Origin of the sequence: Pedobacter roseus (genome assembly GCF_014395225.1) — a bacterium.
In the GTDB taxonomy this organism is placed as follows: Bacteria; Bacteroidota; Bacteroidia; order Sphingobacteriales; family Sphingobacteriaceae; genus Pedobacter; species Pedobacter roseus.
Window position 1 is genome coordinate 2,227,654 of record NZ_CP060723.1, and the last position, 19,047, is coordinate 2,246,700.

Below are 19,047 nucleotides of genomic sequence, written 5' to 3' on the forward strand. Positions count from 1 at the left end.
AAAATAAAATGAAAACGCTGATCACAGCCCTGATTTTTTTGCTAACCAGCATGTTGCCAGCTGATAAAACCAAAAGTACTTCCCGATGGGTAGTGAGTGGAAACAGTATGTTGACTGTTAATGGAAGGACTAATATTAACAGGTTTTCCTGTGCAATCGTGCGTTACCCAAAAAGCGATACGATTCTGATTTCGAAGGATAAAACAGATCATATAATGCTTTCCGGAACTTTAAACCTTGAGGTAAAGGATTTTGATTGTAGCAATACAATGATGACTAAACAGTTATTGAACACCCTTCAGCAGAGTAAATTTCCAACCCTTAAGATCAAATTCCTTTCTTTAAAAGAAATCCCTTCGGTAGGTCAGCGTAATTTTGTCAAAGGTGATGTCGAGATTACCCTTTCAGGGATATTAAAGAGATTTGAAATCTGTTATGAGGTAAATGTTAAACAGGGCTTAATGGAGCTGACTGGACAACAGGCAATCAATTTTTCAGATTTTAATCTGATCCCTCCAAAAAAAGTGGGCAGGCTCATTCAGGCAAAAAACCAGCTTGTGGTGGTTTTTTTCTTGAAAATGGAAAAGGTAGGCTAATTTAGGTTGATATACCGGGTATTGATTATAAAGTATTTTATGTCTTTATCAAAGATCGATTCTCGTAAATCTTTGTGTCAACAAATCAGGTTGGCATACCCTACAAGTACTTACACCCCGAATAATCCATTGCATCGACTAAAGGAAATACCATTTAGATTTGTCGGGAGATACATGCTGTTTTTGATGTTTTTTTCAAACTTCAAAATGTCTTCAGTATCTTATAACATATTTGCCAATCATGAAGATCCTCATTATTGAAGACGAGCCCGGCCTGCAGCGCAGCATAGCCCAATACCTTATGGCTGAGGGTAATCTCTGCAGTGTGGCTTTAAACTATGCCCAGGCACTTGAACGGCTTGACATGTATGAGTACGATTGTGTATTACTGGACCTAACCCTTCCCGACGGAGAAGGACTTCAGATACTGAATTACCTAAAAAGGGTGAACAGGGCTGAAGGCGTGATTATTATTTCGGCAAGAAATTCCATTGATCAAAAAATAGAAGGCTTGAGCCTTGGCGCGGATGATTATCTGATCAAACCCTTTCACCTCTCTGAGCTTAATGCCCGAATCCTTGCAGTGGTGCGCAGAAAGAGTGCGCAGGGCGACCGTCATATCGAATTTAATGAGATCAGGATTGATCTTGATGCTAAGGAGGTGCTTGTGAACGGCAAAGTGGTATACATGACAAAAAAAGAATTCGATCTGTTGCTTTATTTTGTTTCCAATAAAGGTAAGGTGATCTCGAAATCTGCCGCTGTAGAGCATATCTGGGGCGATGATTCTGATATGGCAGATAGCTTTGATTTTATCTACACCCACATCAAGAACATTAGAAAAAAGCTGATTGATGGAGGAAGCAAAGATTATTTTCAATCAGTGTATGGAGTTGGATATAAATTTATAAGCTCATGAAGCTCTTTACACGATATAACCGGATCCTGATGATCATCAGTCTTTTCGGGCTGCTGCTCATCGGCTTTCTTTTTTACCAGATGCTCGCTTACTATCTTGATCAACAGATCGACCACGACCTGGTAGAGGAGATTATGGAAGTAAAAGAATATTCTGAAAAGGGAAACTTTTATCAGCCGCACGAATTTGAGGACCTGATTGTTCAGTATAAAAAAATAGCTAAAGCTTATCCTTCCAGCAGTTACGCAGATACGGTATTTTACAATCCGGTAAAGCACCGTACGGAGAGCGCAAGATATCTTAAAACAGAACTGGAACTTAATGAGCAACCTTACCAGATTTTGGTCATCGCATCGAAATTTGAACGGCAGGAACAGATCAGGAATATCTGTTTGATTATCCTGATACCTGTTATGTTACTTTTTGCGCTGGTTCTTATGGTTAACCGGATTTTGCTCAAAAAGATCTGGACACCTTTTGAGCAACTTTTGAAGAATATTACTGCATTTAATATCAACCATGACCAGCCTTATGAACCAGTTGATATGCCTGTTGAAGAATTCAGGCAGCTTAACAGCGTATTGGTGGAACTTTCGGGAAAAGTAAAATCTGATTATAATGAAATCAAGCTATTTACCGAAAATGCATCGCACGAGATGATGACGCCGTTAGCCGTAATCAATTCGAAACTTGATAATATGCTCCAATCAAATGTTCTGGGCAAAGAAGATGGCGAAACCCTGGTTGAACTATATAAGGCTACTTCACGTTTGACCAAGCTTAATCAATCGCTTTTGCTTCTGGTTAAAATTGACAACAATTTACTCCAGGATAACGAACAGATTAGCCTGAAATTACTGATAGAAGAAAAGGCTGTTTATTTTCAGGAGCTTATCTCTGAACGGCATATAACGCTCGATATGGTGTTAGCAGAAATAACCACATCTGCAAGCCGGCAACTGCTGGAAATATTGATCAACAACTTATTTAGCAATGTCATCAGGCACAACTACGATGGAGGGAAAATTGAGATCAGCCTTGATGCCGAAAAAATTGTATTTGCCAACACTGGCCATAATCCGGCACTCGATCCTGATAAAATATTCGATCGGTTTTATAAGGACCATGCCTCTGAAGGTACAGGTTTGGGGCTTGCCATTCTCAAACAGATCTGCAACCGACAGCAGTATCTGCTTGATTATTTCTATCGTCAGGACCTGCACACATTTACGATTGTATTTAATCATTAATTTTTTTTATGGCCATTATCGCACCTTTCAATCAGGAAATCGGAGAGATCAAAAAAGGAAAAAAATATGCCTCAACTACACGTTTCTGGCATTGGATAAATTTCATTGTGATTGCAGGATCACTCCTTACCGTGCTCATTAACTCCACACTTTTCGACCGTGCACAGCGTAGTTTTGTAAAAGGAGAATTGGTGAATGCAGGTGCCACTGTAAACGATAAGCAGGCAGCTGCGGTAGCCCATGGCCTTGAAGATCAGGTATGGGGATACACATTTATTTCGGTTATGCCCTTGCTGCACTTTTTCTTTTCAGGCTAATCGCCGAATTCTTCCTGCCTGCTGAACAAAAACTATTGCCCAAACTCAAAAAAGCTTACCGCGCTTATTTTATCTTGAAAAAGGAAAGGGAAATGGCGAAGCACGAACTGGTGGTAAAGGGCTTATATCTCATCTTTTATCTGTTGCTGTTAACGATGGTTGTTACTGGTTTGCTATTGGCTTTTGAAGATTATACGAACATCCCTGAAAACCTCAACCACAGCATAAAGGAATTCCACGGCTTTTGTATGTACCTCATACTGGGCTTTATTATTCTTCACCTGGCAGGGGTGTTCCTGGCCGAGCGACAGGAAGGAAAAGGAATTGTTTCGGATATGATCAACGGAGGGGATGATAAATAAAAATGAGTTGTTTCCAATTGATTTGAAGCCATTATTAACAAATATTTAACAGATTTATTGATGTAACTTCAGAATGTCTTCAGATTTTGTCAATAGTTTTGTTACAAGAAGTCAATCTCGTATCCAAATTTCCGGATAATTAGATAACTAAAGAACACGGAGCCCTAATGCTTTTTTATAGATAGAATTTTACAAATATTTTTCAGGCTTGCTCATCGATACCAAATGGTTATCTATCGGCACATTGGCTGAATATTTTATTGAATTGCTCATTTTAACTATAAAAAGAGTATGGACAGAAAAGATTTCCTTAACAGTATCGGGATGAGTGCCGCGGCTTTTGCCCTGATTAATTGCCTAGGTTGTAAGAAAACTGATGGCAATAGCTCTTCAGATACATCAGGTCCTACAGGGGTGAATTTTACGCTCGATTTAAGCCAGGCTGCCAATGCCGTACTGCTAAACAATGGCGGGTCTTTGGTGTCGAACGGGGTCATTGTAGCAAAGACCCAAGCCGGGGCTTATATTGCTGTGCAACGTTCATGTACACACGAAAGCTACACGCTAACTTATCAGGCGGTAAATAGCCGCTTTTACTGCCCAAACCATGGTGCAACCTTCTCTGAAGGCGGTACTGTTACAAATGGTCCGGCATCACGTGCATTAACCGTTTACAATACCCAGCTTACGGGTACTTCTTTAAAAGTTTATTCTTAACCGATTATGAAACTACTATTAGTTGCCCTTTTTGGGTTGTTTGCTCTTCCTGCATTATGGATGGGGAATTTTTCTGAAGCGCAGAAGGAAGCTAAAGCTACGCAAAAACAGATTTTGATCAATTTTTCGGGTTCCGATTGGTGTGGCCCATGTATCCGCCTGCGTAAAGAGATTTTGGAATCTGAAACATTTGAACAATATGCAGCTGCCAATCTGTTGCTTGTTAGGGCAGATTTTCCAAGGCAGAAGAAGAACCAGCTTCCCAAAGAGCAGATCAAGCTCAACGAATCATTGGCAGAAGCCTATAATAAAGATGGGAAGTTTCCCTATACCGTTCTGGTAGACGAAAATGGAAAGGTGCTCAAAACCTGGGATGGCTTTCCAGATGAAACGCCACAGGCTTTTGTATCCGAAATTGATAAACTAAAAAAATAAGCTAAAAATGGCTAAACCTGTTTCTGTAAACCGGGTACTAAAGCTCATGGGCAACCGCTTTGAGTTTACGGTGATCGCTGAAAACGAGCAGGCGGGCAATGCTGCAGTTGATGCTGCTATTGCTGAAGTGAGAAGAATAGAATATCTGCTGACTACTTTCAGCAACCTTAGTCAGACCAGTCTGATCAATGAAAACGCGGGCCTAAAGCCTGTAAAAGTAGATGATGAAGTGATCAGTCTTATCGAACGCTCCATCAGGATATCAGAAATTACCGATGGTGCATTCGACATCAGTTATGGATCTATAGATAAGCGGCTCTGGAACTTTGATCCCAATATGACCAGCCTGCCTGATGAAGAAACCGCAATGGCTTCTGTTGGGCTGATCGATTACCGGAATGTGATTCTGAATAAGGATAAATCAACTGTATTTCTGAAAAATAGGGGCATGCGTATTGGTTTTGGCGGAATTGGGAAAGGATACGCGGCTGATAAGGCGAAGATTGTGCTGCAAAAGCTAGGCATTAAAAGTGGAATTGTGAATGCAGCTGGCGACCTGGTTACCTGGGGAACCCAGGCTAATGGTGGTCCCTGGACAGTAGGTATTGCAGATCCTGAACAAACCGACAGACCATTTTCTGCACTGAAGATCAGTGATATGGCCATTGCCACTTCGGGCAGTTATGAAAAATATGTGACGATAAATGGCAAGCGCTATTCGCATACAATAGACCCTAAGACCGGACTTCCGGTAAGCGGCGTGAAGAGTGTGAGTATCATCTGCCCCAGTGCCGAGCTGGCTGATGCACTGGCAACACCGGTTGTAGTGATGGGTGTAAAGGTTGGCCTCGAGCTGATTAACCAGATTAAACAAGTGGCCTGTATTGTTATTGATGATAATGACAGGGTTTTTACCTCAAACAATATTAATGTAATATAAATATGAAAAGTTCAAGAACATTTTTCTTCCTGTCTATCTCGGCATTTTCGATCATTGGTATGCTGAGCGCCTGTAGTAGTGTGAAACCTTATCAAAAAAGTAAACTCAATGATGCCGATATGATCCTTTCGGCCCGAAAGGCCCAGAAATTTGAACAGAGTTTTCAGCTTTACCGGGAAGGTGCTTCAGGTGCAAACGGGGGCAAAAGCGGTGGTGGTTGCGGATGTAATTAACGGGCTATAAGAAAATGAGAAAAATATATCTTCATGTGCTTTTCATGTACTTCGGTATATTGAGCACCTATGCACAAACCAGACCCGAACCCGCAAAGGTAGACAGCAGTAAATACCAGTCGCGCAAGTTAAAAATAGACGAGATTAATCTCGTTTCTGCCTATTATCATCAAGATGGTAACAACTCTGCGGTAACAGGTGGTATCGGCACCGAAAAACTGAGTGATTTTGCCAATACCATCGATCTGCAGATGTCTAAGTTTAATAAAAGAGGTAAAAAAAACACTTTCATTTTTGAGCTTGGTGTAGATCATTATACTTCGGCCTCTTCTGATAAAATCGATCCGAGCACCATTTCTTCGGCATCTTCTGCTGATACCCGTATTTATCCATCGTTAAACTGGACCCATTCAAATGAAGAAACAGGGAACTCCTTTGGTTTTACAGGATCTTATTCAACGGAGTTCGATTATCAGTCGATGGGTGCTGCTTTTAACCTTACACGTTTATCAAAAGATAAAAATACGCAGTTTGATTTCAAACTTCAGGCCTTCCTGGATCAATGGACGGTGATCCTGCCAATAGAACTTCGGACGGGCAATACCGGAAGGGGAGGTGAGCAATACGATACCGCCCCGAGAAATTCCTTTAGTGCGTCGTTCTCCCTCTCGCAGGTAATTAACCAAAAATTTCAGGCTTCCCTGATTTTGGAACCGTCCTATCAAAAAGGTTTGTTGGCCACCAAATACCAGCGTGATTATTTTACAGATGGTTCGATGCGCTCAGAAACTTTGCCTGATAAGCGTTATAAACTACCAATAGGTTTGCGGATGAATTACTTTTTGGACGACCGTTTTGTAATCCGTACATTTTACCGGTATTATATGGATAACTGGGGGATAAGGGCACATACGGCAGAACTCGAAATTCCCGTAAAGATCAATCCGTTCTTTTCAATCAGTCCTTTCTACCGTTACAATAACCAGGTGGGAACCAAATATTTTGCGCCCTATGGACAGCATCAGGCTTCGGAACAATATTTTACCAGCGATTACGACCTATCAACCCTTAGCAGTGATTTTTATGGCGCAGGCATCAGGTTTGCTCCACCAAAAGGTGTTTTTGGCTGGCAAAGGTTGAACATGCTCGAATTAAGATACGGCCACTATTCCCGCTCAACAAGTCTGGTTTCGAACATTGTATCGTTAAACCTCAAGTTTAAATAAGATTGTTTAATAGGATTGACATTTAGATAAATCGGTGATGATCAATAATTGATCAGGCTGGTTTATCTAAACTGTCCTTTCTCCAACAGCGAAATCGTACTGAGCTGAATCTTATTTAACCTTTCCTGAAGTTCCAGTGCTTTGTTCTTCTCATTGAGCAAGGCCTTCAAGCGGTCTACTTCTGCCGTGAGCTTATGTTTCTCTTGCAACTCGATCTTCGAGAACACTTTTCCACTTTCGTAGTAGCTGAAAAAATTATAGTTCAGGATTTCGCTGACGCGCACTAGTGTAAGGATATCGATGGTTGCGCTATTCAGCATTTCCTGTGCTTTTGTTTTGCTAATCTCAAGCGCAGCAGCAATGTCTGAAACAGAGATATCTTTCTGCTTCATTTCTTTCCAGATCATTAAGCCTATATGAACACTCATTTTCTATAAGGGAATAATTTTAAAAGACTGAAATTACGGAAAGGATAATGAATCTGGCCTTTTTTGTGGTAATGATAATTAGTCTAAATATCCCTTTGTCATACTCATCATGCATTGGGTAACGATCATTTTAATAACTGATGTGGCTCATATTTTAAACCTCGGGTTTTTCCAAACTTTATATACAACAAAAAAGAGCTTAATATGAAAAAGATCCTGGTACCTGTTGATTTCTCTGCAACAGCAGAGAACGCAGCCGATTATGCAACTGATCTGGCCCACGGTATTGGTGCCAGGGTAGAGCTGCTAAATGTTTTTCAGGTTCCGGAGTTTTCTCCGGCTGCGGCCTCTCTGGTATGGCCGCTTGAAGAATATAATCTTATCGAGGATGATGCTAAAAAAGCACTGGAGAAGCTGGTGGAAAGGGTTGAGGAAAAATATAAAAAGGCCCATCATGAACTTGGTTTTAAAGCAGAAGTGTTTGGGCGATCGGTTGGTGGCGAGGTTGAACAGGAGGTTAGCAAGTATTTTACTGAATGTAAAATGAACCTCGTTGTGGCCGGACTAAACCGTGCAGATAAGTTAACCAAAACACTTATGGGCAGTGTTGCCAGGAAAATTATAGAGGAGGAAATACCTGTTTTGCTTATACCTGCGGGATATAGGTTTAAGAAACCTAAAAAAATCGCTTTTGCCACAGATTTTAGTCATAGCGATATCCCCGTTTTATGTGCGCTTGCCGAATTCGCAAAACCCTTTAGTGCCGACATTCTCATTATGCATACCGAAAATTCAAGATCAGACTCTGCTGATTCCAGACAAAAAACAGAAGATTTTTTAAACCGGGTTGCCGACAGGGTTAACTACAGGCATATCTACCATCGGCATGTAAACAGTGAAGGGATTAAGGAAGGTTTGAACTGGATCGTAAAAAACGGGCAAATTGATATCCTGGCAATGGTGCACCGGAAACATAGCTTTTTTTATCGCTTGCTCAACGGCAGCCATACGCTGAACATGTCTGATCACATTCAGATCCCCCTTTTGGCTTTACCGCCAGAACACAAGATTCCGATGTAGTGGCCAGTAAATGAACAAAATCAATTCCTAAACAAAAAGAGATGTATCCTAAAATAATGAAAGCCGCAGTTATCCATGAATATGGAGGACCACTGGCCATAGAAGAACTTCCGGTAAGACCACTCAATCAATATGAGATTCTGGTAAAAGTAATTTCATGTGGCGTATGCCATACCGATTTACATGCCTGCAATGGCGACTGGCCCGTAAAATCAAAAATGCCCCTGGTACCTGGTCACGAAGCTATCGGACTGGTAGCTGCCATGGGCTATGATGTTAAAAGTGTTAAAGAAGGAGAGGTAGTTGGTGTGCCGTGGTTATACAGTGCCTGCGGCTGTTGCGAATTCTGTTTAACAGGCTGGGAAACATTATGCTACGAACAACAAAACGGTGGCTATAGTGTTAACGGAGGTTTCGCAGAATATGTAATTGCCGATTCGAGATATGTTGCCCATTTTCCTTCGCATGTAAATTTTGCAGAAATGGCACCGATTATCTGTGCCGGCGTTACCGTTTATAAAGGCTTAAAAGAAACCGAGGTTAAAGCGGGAGAGTGGGTTGCCATATCGGGCATCGGCGGACTTGGCCATCTTGGTGTTCAGTATGCAAAAGCCATGGGTTTTCAGGTTGCTGCAATTGACATATCAAACGATAAACTGGAAATGGCCAGAAAACTCGGTGCCGACATTGTAGTGAACGCGCTTGAGCAGGATCCTGGCGAGTTTCTTAAAAAACAGACTGGTGGCATGCACGGTGTATTGGTTACTGCCGTAACACCTGTTGCTTTTAGTCAGGGGCTTTCGGCATTACGCAGAAAAGGCACCTTAGCGCTAAACGGTTTACCTCCAGGTAGTTTTGACCTTCCGATATTCGATACTGTGCTGAACCGGATCACCATTAGGGGCTCTATAGTGGGCACCAGAAAAGATATGCAGGAAGCCATCGACTTTGCCGTAGACGGAAAGGTAAGGGCGCAGGTTAAACCGGCAAAACTCGAAGACATTAACGAAGTATTCGAACAGATGAAAAAGGGTGAGATCGAAGGCAGGATTGTGCTGGATATTTCGGGCGATTAATGTTTATTAGCAATATTTAACCATAAGAAAATGTTAGGAAAACTAGAAGAAGAGGAGATAGAAAAACTCCTTAGCGAACAATATATAGGCCGTTTGGCTTGTCATGCCCATGGTGTGAGTTACATTGTACCCATTAATTATGTGTACAGCAGCGGCATGGTTTACGCACATTCTGCTCCGGGCCAGAAAATCAGGATGATGAAAAGTAATCCCCAGGTCTGCTTTCAGACTGACCAGATCCGTGATACCTATAACTGGAAAAGTGTGGTGTGCTGGGGGAAATTTGAGGAAGTTACCGATGCCGGCGAAAAACAAAGAGCACTTCAGGGCATTATCCACCGGATGATGCCTTTAACCAATACTCCTTCAGAGCAGCCCTCACATGGCACTGGAAAAACCGATGCTTATGATGAGGAAATTATTGTATTCAAAATTGTCCTTCACCTTAAAACCGGTAGGTTTGAGGTTAATGATAGCAGTAATTGATAAATTTAATCGTGATTTCAATAGTCTAATCTGCCATCATTGCCTCGAAAAATGATGGAGCTCATTTTTTGTGTTGACAGGCATCATCACTGGGATACGCCAATTGCAATAGTTTTGCTTTCGAAATTATTTGGCCTTTCGTTACGAAAGGTCATACTCATATATAACGAAATACGATGCCACATTCATTCCATATACCCGTATTGGGCTTAGGCTATTCTATCGATACCCCTTTAAAAGTTGCCAGGTATGGCATTTCCTCCGTGCTTTCTATTGTTGATGACGAACTGATCGAGCGGATGCGCGCTTATCACTCAGCGAAGCGCGCTGTTCCTTTCGTAGCGATTCCAAAAGAAGCAACAAACAGCCGGAGCCAACGCATCACCGCCTACCTTAACTTTTTGCAGGAAACCATAACCGAAGATTTTAAAGCCTTAAAGCTGCAGGATTTTACAATCGGAAGTGATATTTGTCGCTATTTCGATTTACTACCTGATACTTCTAAATTAAAACATGGCTACGACCTGATGTTGGAATACCCTGAAGGTGAAACCAAACAAACCTTTGGATCGCTTTTGAAAAATGCGATGCGGATGGGGGCTATTGATGTGAATATCATGGCCAAGGTAGATAAAATGAACTTTATAGATAAAGAATACTCTGGCGATTTCAATACAGATGCCTTATCGGCCTTACGTGGTTTTGCCGAAAGTAAACTGAATGCCTCCGTTATACTCTCTGCCGGTATGAACCCTAAATTATACAGCTATATAGAAAATTTTGAAGATTTTTTTCCAGATGCAAGTGAGAACCTTAAAAAGAAAATCACTTTAAAGGTCAGCGACTTCAGGTCGGCATTGATCCAGGCTAAATTTTTGGCAAAAAAAGGGTTATGGGTGTCGGAGTTCAGGATAGAATCTGGACTGAACTGTGGCGGTCATGCATTTGCTACAGAAGGGTATTTATTGGGGCCGATTTTAGAAGAATTTAAGCTCAAAAGAAAAGATATGTGTATGGAACTTTTTACCATGTACCAATCTGCTTTGGCACAAAAGGGGATCCAAACACAAAAACAGCCTAAACAACGGATCAGTGTTCAGGGCGGTATCGGTACCGCGGCAGAACATGAGTTCCTCCTGCGGTATTATAATCTCGATGCCACGGGATGGGGGAGCCCTTTCCTGTTGGTGCCCGAGGTAACCAATGTAGATGCCGGAACACTGGCGCAATTGGCTGGTTCTACAGAAACTGACTTTTATCTGAGTGGCGCTTCCCCGCTGGGTATCCGGTTTAATAATTTTAAAAACAGTACAATAGATCTCCAGCGTACCGAGCGTATCGAAAAGGGCCGTCCGGGGAGCCCATGTACCAAAAAATATCTTTGTAATAACACAGAGTTTACCGAGCAGGCCATCTGTACGGCATCGCGCGAGTACCAGCACATAAAGATCAAAAGCTTAAAAACAGCAGGATTACCTACCGATGAATATCAAAAACAGTTTAAGCTGGTAACCGAAAAAATTTGCCTTTGCGAGGGCTTATGTGCCTCCACCTATTTAAAATACAATATCACCAAACCAAAAGAAAGTACAGCGGTAGCCATTTGTCCGGGGCCAAACCTTGCTTATTTTTCTGATGTCTATTCATTTGATGAAATGGTTGGCCATATTTATGGAAAAAATAACCTTTTAGCTCAAGTGGAAAGGCCACATCTGTTTATCAAAGAGCTTAATCTTTATATCGATTATCTGCAGGAAGACATTAAACAGCAGTTGCAAAACTTCAGCGATAAAAAAATAAAACAGTTAAACGGGTTCAAATCACAGTTGACAGAGGGGATTAATTATTACAAAAAACTATTCAGCGAAGTTACTGATCAGGCATCATGGGAGTTGAAGGGGATTTATGAACAGTTGGCAAACTCGAAAGATAAACTGGATAGGTTGATCGTTGGATAATAAAAAAAGATCGGGAATAACTTTTCTATATTTACCAAGATATACTTGATGCGAAATGGACAGGTCGAAATTTTTGGATGCGATTATTGAAAATGCCATTGATGGGATTATTACCATTGATGATAGGGGGATTATAGAACATTTAAATCCGGCTGCGCTGGAGCTTTTTGGCTATGGCAGGGAAGAGCTGGTGGGTAAAAATGTGTCGGTTTTAATGCCAGAACCCGATCATTCCCGCCATGACGGATACCTATCCCGGTATGAACACACCGGCGAGAAACACATCATCGGAACCGGGAGAGAAGTTTCTGGCAAACGCAAAGACGGCTCGGTTTTCCCGTTTCGGCTGGGTGTAAGCGAAATTAAATTTAGCGACCGGAAAATTTATACGGGTTTTATCCACGATCTGAGTAAAGAAAAGGCCAATGAAGAGCAAATCAGAAGTTATACCGAAAAATTAGAGGTTAAGATCAAAGAACGTACGCACGATCTGGTTAAACTGGTATCGGAACTGGAGATGGCCAAAGAGAATATGCAGGCTCTTTTTCAAAAGGAAAAGGAACTCAACCAGCTCAAAACCAGGTTTGTATCTATGGCTTCGCACGAGTTTAGGACTCCGTTAAGCTCCATACAGTTATCGGCCTCTTTAATCGATAAATACACCAGCAAACAGGATGTAGCCAGTGTAGAGAAGCATACCTTAAAAATCAAAAATTCGATCAATAACCTTACTACGATCTTAAACGATTTCCTGTCATTAGAAAAACTCGAGGCAGGAAAAGTAGAAGCATCCGCTCAATCTTTCAACATCATCAGTTTTGCCGAAGAAATAGCTGAAGAAATGCAGATGATGACGAAACAGAACCAGCACATTATTTACGAACATACCGGTACAACCGCCGAAGTTTACCTCGATCCTAATCTGTTGAAAAACTGTGTGATTAACCTGATTTCCAACTCAATAAAATATTCCGGCGAAGATACATTGATCCAGTTTAATTCAATCTTAAAAAATGATGAACTCATTTTGGAGGTGAAAGATAACGGAATCGGCATTCCTCAGGTCGACCAAAGTAATCTTTTCGAGCCATTTTTCAGGGCGCACAATACAGGCGATATTCCTGGAACAGGTTTAGGCCTCAACATTGTAAAAAGATATGTTGGCCTGATGGATGGCACGGTAAGCTGCCAGAGCGAACAAAATTCAGGTACAGTTTTTACGCTCACCTTTTCCTTTGGAAGTAATTTCATAAACTAAGCCCCATGAACAAGAAAGTTTTGATTATCGAAGACAATGACGACATCAGGGAAAGTACGGCCGAAGTGCTTGATCTGGCCGGTTATGAAACTTTTACCGCTAAACATGGTAAGCTGGGGGTGGAAATGGCTTTAAACCATTTGCCTGATGTGATCCTCTGCGATATCATGATGCCTGAACTGGATGGTTATGGTGTACTGTACCTGTTAAATAAAAACCAAAAAACGGCCAATATTCCTTTTATTTTTATCACCGCCAAAACCGAACGGGCAGATATGCGACGCGGTATGGAAATGGGGGCCGATGATTACCTCACCAAACCATTTGATGATATCGAACTTTTTAAGGCGATAGAAAGCAGGTTTAAGAAAAAACAGCAATCGGCAGGTTTTAATCCGGCATCAGGCAATAGCGAAACGGTGATGGAAGAGCTTCGTAAGAAGGGCAAATCTAAACCAATAGCCATTAAACAGATTATTTATATAGAAGGGGATGAACCAACCCATCTTTATTATGTGGTTAAGGGTCAGGTTAAAACCTATAAACGTTTTAAAGATGGTAGAGAACTTTCATCTAATCTCTATCGGGATGGTGATTTTTTTGGATACGAAAGCCTCTGCAGTGGCGAGGTTTATACAGACAATGCGGCAACATTAATTGAATCAGATATTATCCATATTCCAAAGGTAGATTTTATGGAATACCTGCTCAATCACCAAATGGTTTCAAAAACTTTTATCGGTTTGTTGTCGGGCAATATACGGGATAAAGGGAAACAGATGCTTCAGCTCGCCTATTCTTCGGTAAGAAAGCGTGTGGCAGAAGCATTGCTGCAGGTTGCATCAAAATTTGGCGATGGTATTTCCGACAGTTGTACCATCCGGATTTCGCGTGATGATCTTGCCGCATTGGTAGGTACAGCCAGCGAAACCGTAAGCAGGATGCTTGCTGATTTTAAAGATGAAAAACTGATCGATAAAACAGGCAATGCCATCAATATCCTCTCGATCGAAAAACTCAGGAATATTAAACAGTAAAATGGTTATTTAGTTAGGTTAATTGTTTAAATCGGTTAACTGTAAATTGCAAACTGCTAACTGTTTTATATTTGACAGCCTTCTCTTCTTGCATCGTCATCCTCGCGTAGGCAGGGGATCTTAATGAATCTTCTAAGGCAATACGATTATCTTCGATGAACACTGCGTGGTTCCCAATCGAGTTGGAATGACGAGCGAGGAGCAAACGCCAAACGCCCAACTCCAACCGCTAAAGCACCAAAAGTAACTAAAATCACTTTTTTCTCTAAGCATTCTCATCTCTTGCATCTGCCATGGGCCATAGTTTTGTATATATAAACTCTGTATATGAAAGCTATAGCTTACAACATCAAACCCGATGAAAAGGAATGGTTGGTACTGGCCAATTATAAAAAACACGACATTACCATAATTGCAAACAGTTTAACAGCCGATACGCTTTCATTTGCAACGGGAAAGGAAGCCCTATTGGTTTTTAATAATGATGAGCTAAGCGAGGCGATGATTCTGGGGCTAAAAGCCCTGGGTATAAAATATATCGCAACCTCATCCTTCCAAACAAACCATCTTGATTTAAAAGCTGCCGGTTCTGCAGGCGTTAAAGTGGCAAACGTTCCTTTGGCATCCGGCGATTCAAGTGCTAAAGAACGGATGGAACAGGTAATCAAAAACCTCGATCAGTGGGCTGCAGGTAAATGCGTAGGCAGCGCATGCTGCTGTCAAAACGAATGTTCTACCATAAAAGCGCTTAAATAATGGAAACTGCTGCACTCCTTAAAAAATACAATGTAGCCACCCCCAGGTATACCAGTTATCCAACCGTACCTTACTGGGATATTGAAAATTTCAACGCAAATGGCTGGTTGGCAAGTATAGCCAATACCTATGCAAGCCATAAAGATGAAGGGATTAGTTTATATATCCACCTTCCATTTTGCGAAAGCCTGTGCACTTACTGCGGCTGCAATACCAGGATTACCAAAAACCATGACGTAGAGGTACCCTATATCAGCGCTGTACTGGCGGAATGGAAAATGTATGTAGATGCTTTGAGGGAGAAACCCAAACTAAAAGAACTGCACCTGGGCGGAGGAACACCTACTTTTTTTAGCGCAGAAAACCTCGAATTGCTCCTAAATGGCATTATGAAGTATGCAAGCCTCACCTCAGAAACAGAGCTTTCTTTTGAGGCTCATCCTGCCAATACCACCAGTATGCACTTAACTACCCTGTATCGTCTCGGTTTTAGAAGGTTGAGCTTAGGTATCCAGGATTTTGATCCTAAAGTACAGTTCCTGATCAACCGCCATCAAACACCCCAACAGGTAGCCGAAGTTACCGCAACGGCAAGGGAAATCGGTTATACCTCTGTTAATTTTGACCTGATTTATGGCCTGCCGGGACAAACTGTAGCTGGATTAACAGACACCATAGATGAGGTGATTAGGATGCAGCCAGATCGTATTGCCTTTTACAGTTATGCGCATGTGCCGTGGTTAAAGCCCGGGCAGAGGCATTATGATGAAAAAGATATTCCCATTGGTGATGAAAAGTTTGCCCTGTACCGGCTGGGCAGGCAATTACTCGAAGAAGCCGGTTATAAAGACGTTGGTATGGATCATTTTGCACTAAAAAGTGATTCTTTGTTCCAGGCGCTGACGGAACAGAAGCTTCACCGCAATTTTATGGGTTACACCAATCAACATACCCATTTACTGATCGGGCTTGGCGTTTCTTCGATCAGCGATAGCTGGACAGCTTTTGCGCAGAACCCAAAAACGGTTGAAGCTTATCTGGATCAGATAGAACAGGGAATACTGCCCGTAGAAAAAGGACATTTCCTTAGCGATGAAGATCTGGAAGTGAGAAAACATATCCTCAACATCATGTGTAGGGAAAATACTTTTTACAATGAAGGAATCCCAGAAGGGGTATATGGCAGGCTATTGCCCTTGTTGCGCGATAAGCTGATATGGGTAAACGAAAAGGAAATCAGGATCACCACAAAAGGGAAATCATTTCTCCGGAATATCTGTATGGCCTTCGATGAGAAACTGTGGCTTAAACAGCCAAAAACCCAATTATTCAGTTCATCAATTTAAAAAAGGATTACAATGGAAGATCAAAATAGAACTGCTACCCAGGCGGTCTGCTACCACTGTGGCGAAGATCTGCCCAAGGTAAAATATCAGCTGGATGATAAAGATTTTTGCTGCGCAGGTTGTATGGCTGTTTTCAAGATCTTATCAGAAAACAACCTTTGCAATTATTATGTGTACAACAATACTCCGGGCCAGCGGTTTAAAAATGATAGCCATTTAGCATACCTCGACGAACCAAAAATTATCGATCAACTGCTCGATTACAAGCACGAAAGCTCGAGCATCATTACCTTTTACATTCCCGCCATCCACTGCAGTTCCTGCATCTGGTTGTTAGAACACCTATACAAAATCAATTCCGCTATATTTAGCTCAAGGATCGATTTCCTTAAAAAACAAGTGACCATCAGTTTCAACCACGAGGAAATCTCGTTAAGGCAACTGGTAGAAACTTTAAACCAGATTGGTTACGAACCGCTAATCAGTCTGCAGGATGTGGTAAAAGCATACAGCAGCTCGGTAGACAAAACATTGGTACTGAAAATCGCTGTAGCCGGGTTTTTAATGGGCAATGTTATGCTCTTTAGTTTTCCTGAATATTTTGGTCTTTCAGGCTTCGAGAAACAGTTTCAATCGCTTTTTGGCTGGCTAAATCTTGCTTTTTCCATTCCAGCCGCTTTTTATTGTGGACGCGATTATTTTACCTCCGCAATCACGAGTATCAGGCACAAACACATTAATCTGGATACCCCATTAGCATTAATTATTGCGGTACTTTTCTTACGTACAGCTTTCGAAATCCTTTTCAGTACAGGACCAGGTTTTGCCGATACCCTAACAGGATTGGTGTTTTTACTCCTGATGGGCAAATGGCTTAAACAGCGTACCTATCATCACATTTCTTTCGATCGCGATTACCGCTCTTATTTTCCAATAGCCGTAACTACGCTGCAAAATGGCAAAGAAAAACCTGTTTCTATAAACGAAATCAAAATAGGCGATCGGTTGTGGATCAGGAGTGGAGAGCTGGTTCCGGCAGATGCGATTTTGATGAAGGGTGATGCCTGGATGGACATGAGTTTTGTAACCGGCGAATCAGCGCCTGTACATAAAGTTTTGGGCGAAATTATTTATGCGGGTGGCAGGCAAACCAGCGAAGCCATTGAGCTTGAAGTAATCAAACCTGTTTCGCAGAGTTATTTAACCGGTTTATGGAACAAGGATAATTATAAAAAGGATACCGAAAAACAGAATTTTAACGATACTGTGGCCAAATATTTCAGCCTGGGTGTTTTTCTGATCGCATTTGCAGCTACCACATATTGGTTGCTCCAAAACGATAGCCATAAAGCATGGTCTGCATTCACAGCGGTAATTATCGTGGCCTGTCCATGTGTACTGGCTTTGAGTACGCCATTTACCTTGTCAGCAATTTTATCGGTTTTTGATAAGAAAGGTTTTTATGTGAAAAATACCGATGCCGTTGAAGAACTTGCCAAATCTGATACCCTCATTTTTGATAAAACAGGTACGCTAACCAGTAATGAAAATGCAGAAATTGGTTTTAATGGATCTCTAACAGGCGAAGAAAAAATTATTGTGGCATCGTTGCTGCGAAACTCTATCCATCCCTTAAGCCGGCATATATTAAAGGCTTTAAATGTTGAAAGTTTTTATTCACTTAACGATTATAAAGAGTTGTTGGGCAAAGGATTATACGCACAGATCAATGATCACACTATCTACGCCGGGCATTTGTCTATGTTGCCTATAACCATTAAATCGGTTGGTGAAACTGGTGTACATATTGTGATCGACCATACTTATAAAGGTTGTTTTGATATCAAACAGCAATGGCGGCCCGGACTGGTACAGCTCGTTTCGAAACTCTCCAAATTTAAACTGCAGGTTTTATCTGGTGATACCGATAATGACCGGTGGATGCTAGATACCATCTTTACGAAGAATACAACGATCAGGTTTCGCCAGAGCCCGCATCAAAAGCTCGATGCTGTCCTGCAACTTCAACATCAGGGAAATAAAGTAATGATGTTAGGTGATGGATTAAACGATGCCGGCGCCATTAAACAAAGCAATTTTGGAATTGCGATAACCGATAACATCAACAATTTTACACCGGGTTGCGATGCCATTCTGAAAGGCAGTGCCTTAAATCTGCTGCCAAACTTTATCCAGTTGGGTAAAGACGGACTGAAAATCATTAAAATAAGCTTTGCTATTGCCATCGCCTATAACTGCATAGGTATTTATTTTGCCGTGCAGGGTACACTTTATCCTTTGGTGGCGGCCGTGCTGATGCCCATCAGTACCGTAACCATTATCTCCTTTACTACCCTGGCTACCAGATGGTTTGCCCGTAAAAATAAACTGATATGAACATCCTTTACTTTTTGGTTGGCTGCAGTGTTTTAATGGCGCTCATTTTTCTGGCTGCATTCTTCTGGGCCTATAAAACCGGCCAAAACGATGACGTACATACGCCAGGCATCCGTATACTGTTCGATGATGAGGATATTGCCGAAAAAAGTGAAAAAGATCACTTTTCCAGCTAACCACCGTCATCCTTTACCAGCGCCGCGCAGAATACCTTTGGTACACAAAACATA

21 protein-coding genes are annotated in these 19,047 nt (G+C 41.6%); 20 read left to right on the plus strand and 1 reads right to left on the minus strand.

Annotation, left to right across the window (positions count from 1 at the left end; all coding sequences use genetic code 11):
* The first annotated feature begins 8 nt into the window (after positions 1-8).
* From H9L23_RS09275 to H9L23_RS09315, 10 genes are all read left to right on the plus strand, one after another.
* Positions 9-596, plus strand: a complete 588-nt coding sequence (locus H9L23_RS09275; protein WP_187594686.1) for a YceI family protein — start codon at positions 9-11, stop codon at positions 594-596.
* A 241-nt stretch (positions 597-837) separates the two neighbouring features.
* On the plus strand, positions 838-1,515 hold the full coding sequence (locus H9L23_RS09280; protein WP_187594687.1) for a response regulator transcription factor: 678 nt from the start codon (positions 838-840) through the stop codon (positions 1,513-1,515).
* Entirely contained in the window at positions 1,512-2,765 is a 1,254-nt protein-coding gene (locus tag H9L23_RS09285) for a sensor histidine kinase (RefSeq protein ID WP_223191064.1), read from the plus strand. The genes H9L23_RS09280 and H9L23_RS09285 overlap by 4 nt, the downstream gene beginning before the upstream one ends.
* Before the next feature lie 8 nt (positions 2,766-2,773).
* Positions 2,774-3,082 (plus strand): hypothetical protein, encoded by a 309-nt coding sequence (locus H9L23_RS26575; RefSeq protein WP_246474894.1) that lies wholly within the window; start codon positions 2,774-2,776, stop codon positions 3,080-3,082.
* A complete protein-coding gene (locus H9L23_RS26580; RefSeq protein WP_246474895.1) occupies positions 3,025-3,444 on the plus strand; it encodes a cytochrome b/b6 domain-containing protein in 420 nt (139 codons plus the stop codon). The genes H9L23_RS26575 and H9L23_RS26580 overlap by 58 nt, the downstream gene beginning before the upstream one ends.
* A gap of 291 nt (positions 3,445-3,735) precedes the next feature.
* The gene (locus tag H9L23_RS09295; RefSeq protein WP_187594688.1) at positions 3,736-4,161 is read left to right on the plus strand and encodes a QcrA and Rieske domain-containing protein; all 426 of its coding nucleotides are present in this window, start codon (positions 3,736-3,738) and stop codon (positions 4,159-4,161) included.
* A gap of 6 nt (positions 4,162-4,167) precedes the next feature.
* Complete coding sequence (locus H9L23_RS09300) at positions 4,168-4,596, plus strand: thioredoxin family protein (RefSeq protein ID WP_187594689.1); 429 nt, start codon at positions 4,168-4,170, stop codon at positions 4,594-4,596.
* Positions 4,597-4,603: 7 nt separating this feature from the next.
* Complete coding sequence (locus H9L23_RS09305; RefSeq protein ID WP_187594690.1) at positions 4,604-5,536, plus strand: FAD:protein FMN transferase; 933 nt, start codon at positions 4,604-4,606, stop codon at positions 5,534-5,536.
* Positions 5,537-5,538: 2 nt separating this feature from the next.
* Positions 5,539-5,769, plus strand: coding sequence for a DUF4266 domain-containing protein (locus H9L23_RS09310; protein ID WP_187594691.1), 231 nt, complete (start codon positions 5,539-5,541; stop codon positions 5,767-5,769).
* 14 nt (positions 5,770-5,783) lie between these two features.
* A complete protein-coding gene (locus H9L23_RS09315; RefSeq protein ID WP_187594692.1) occupies positions 5,784-6,995 on the plus strand; it encodes a DUF3570 domain-containing protein in 1,212 nt (403 codons plus the stop codon).
* A 62-nt stretch (positions 6,996-7,057) separates the two neighbouring features.
* On the opposite strand, the gene H9L23_RS09320 is transcribed toward H9L23_RS09315, so the two are convergent.
* Entirely contained in the window at positions 7,058-7,423 is a 366-nt protein-coding gene (locus H9L23_RS09320) for a helix-turn-helix domain-containing protein (protein ID WP_187594693.1), read from the minus strand.
* Positions 7,424-7,627: 204 nt separating this feature from the next.
* Here H9L23_RS09320 and H9L23_RS09325 point away from each other — a divergent pair, with 204 nt between their 5' ends.
* The 10 genes from H9L23_RS09325 to ccoS all read left to right on the plus strand — a co-directional run bounded on the left by H9L23_RS09325 (position 7,628) and on the right by ccoS (position 18,993).
* Positions 7,628-8,503: a universal stress protein gene (locus H9L23_RS09325; RefSeq protein ID WP_187594694.1), complete on the plus strand. Its 876-nt coding sequence runs from the start codon at positions 7,628-7,630 to the stop codon at positions 8,501-8,503.
* Positions 8,504-8,544: 41 nt separating this feature from the next.
* Entirely contained in the window at positions 8,545-9,579 is a 1,035-nt protein-coding gene (gene adhP, locus H9L23_RS09330; protein WP_187594695.1) for an alcohol dehydrogenase AdhP, read from the plus strand.
* Between the two features lie 30 nt (positions 9,580-9,609).
* On the plus strand, positions 9,610-10,065 hold the full coding sequence (locus H9L23_RS09335; protein ID WP_187594696.1) for a pyridoxamine 5'-phosphate oxidase family protein: 456 nt from the start codon (positions 9,610-9,612) through the stop codon (positions 10,063-10,065).
* A 176-nt stretch (positions 10,066-10,241) separates the two neighbouring features.
* Positions 10,242-12,023: a hypothetical protein gene (locus H9L23_RS09340; RefSeq protein WP_187594697.1), complete on the plus strand. Its 1,782-nt coding sequence runs from the start codon at positions 10,242-10,244 to the stop codon at positions 12,021-12,023.
* A gap of 55 nt (positions 12,024-12,078) precedes the next feature.
* Positions 12,079-13,281, plus strand: coding sequence for a PAS domain-containing sensor histidine kinase (locus tag H9L23_RS09345; protein ID WP_187594698.1), 1,203 nt, complete (start codon positions 12,079-12,081; stop codon positions 13,279-13,281).
* A 5-nt stretch (positions 13,282-13,286) separates the two neighbouring features.
* Complete coding sequence (locus H9L23_RS09350; RefSeq protein WP_187594699.1) at positions 13,287-14,318, plus strand: response regulator; 1,032 nt, start codon at positions 13,287-13,289, stop codon at positions 14,316-14,318.
* 327 nt (positions 14,319-14,645) lie between these two features.
* Positions 14,646-15,074, plus strand: coding sequence for a Rossmann-fold NAD(P)-binding domain-containing protein (locus H9L23_RS09355; RefSeq protein ID WP_187594700.1), 429 nt, complete (start codon positions 14,646-14,648; stop codon positions 15,072-15,074).
* Complete coding sequence (gene hemN, locus H9L23_RS09360) at positions 15,074-16,420, plus strand: oxygen-independent coproporphyrinogen III oxidase (protein WP_187594701.1); 1,347 nt, start codon at positions 15,074-15,076, stop codon at positions 16,418-16,420. Before H9L23_RS09355 ends, hemN begins: the two co-directional genes overlap by 1 nt.
* A gap of 12 nt (positions 16,421-16,432) precedes the next feature.
* A complete protein-coding gene (locus H9L23_RS09365; protein ID WP_187594702.1) occupies positions 16,433-18,817 on the plus strand; it encodes a heavy metal translocating P-type ATPase in 2,385 nt (794 codons plus the stop codon).
* Entirely contained in the window at positions 18,814-18,993 is a 180-nt protein-coding gene (ccoS, locus tag H9L23_RS09370; RefSeq protein WP_187594703.1) for a cbb3-type cytochrome oxidase assembly protein CcoS, read from the plus strand. The genes H9L23_RS09365 and ccoS overlap by 4 nt, the downstream gene beginning before the upstream one ends.
* Positions 18,994-19,047 lie beyond the last annotated feature (54 nt).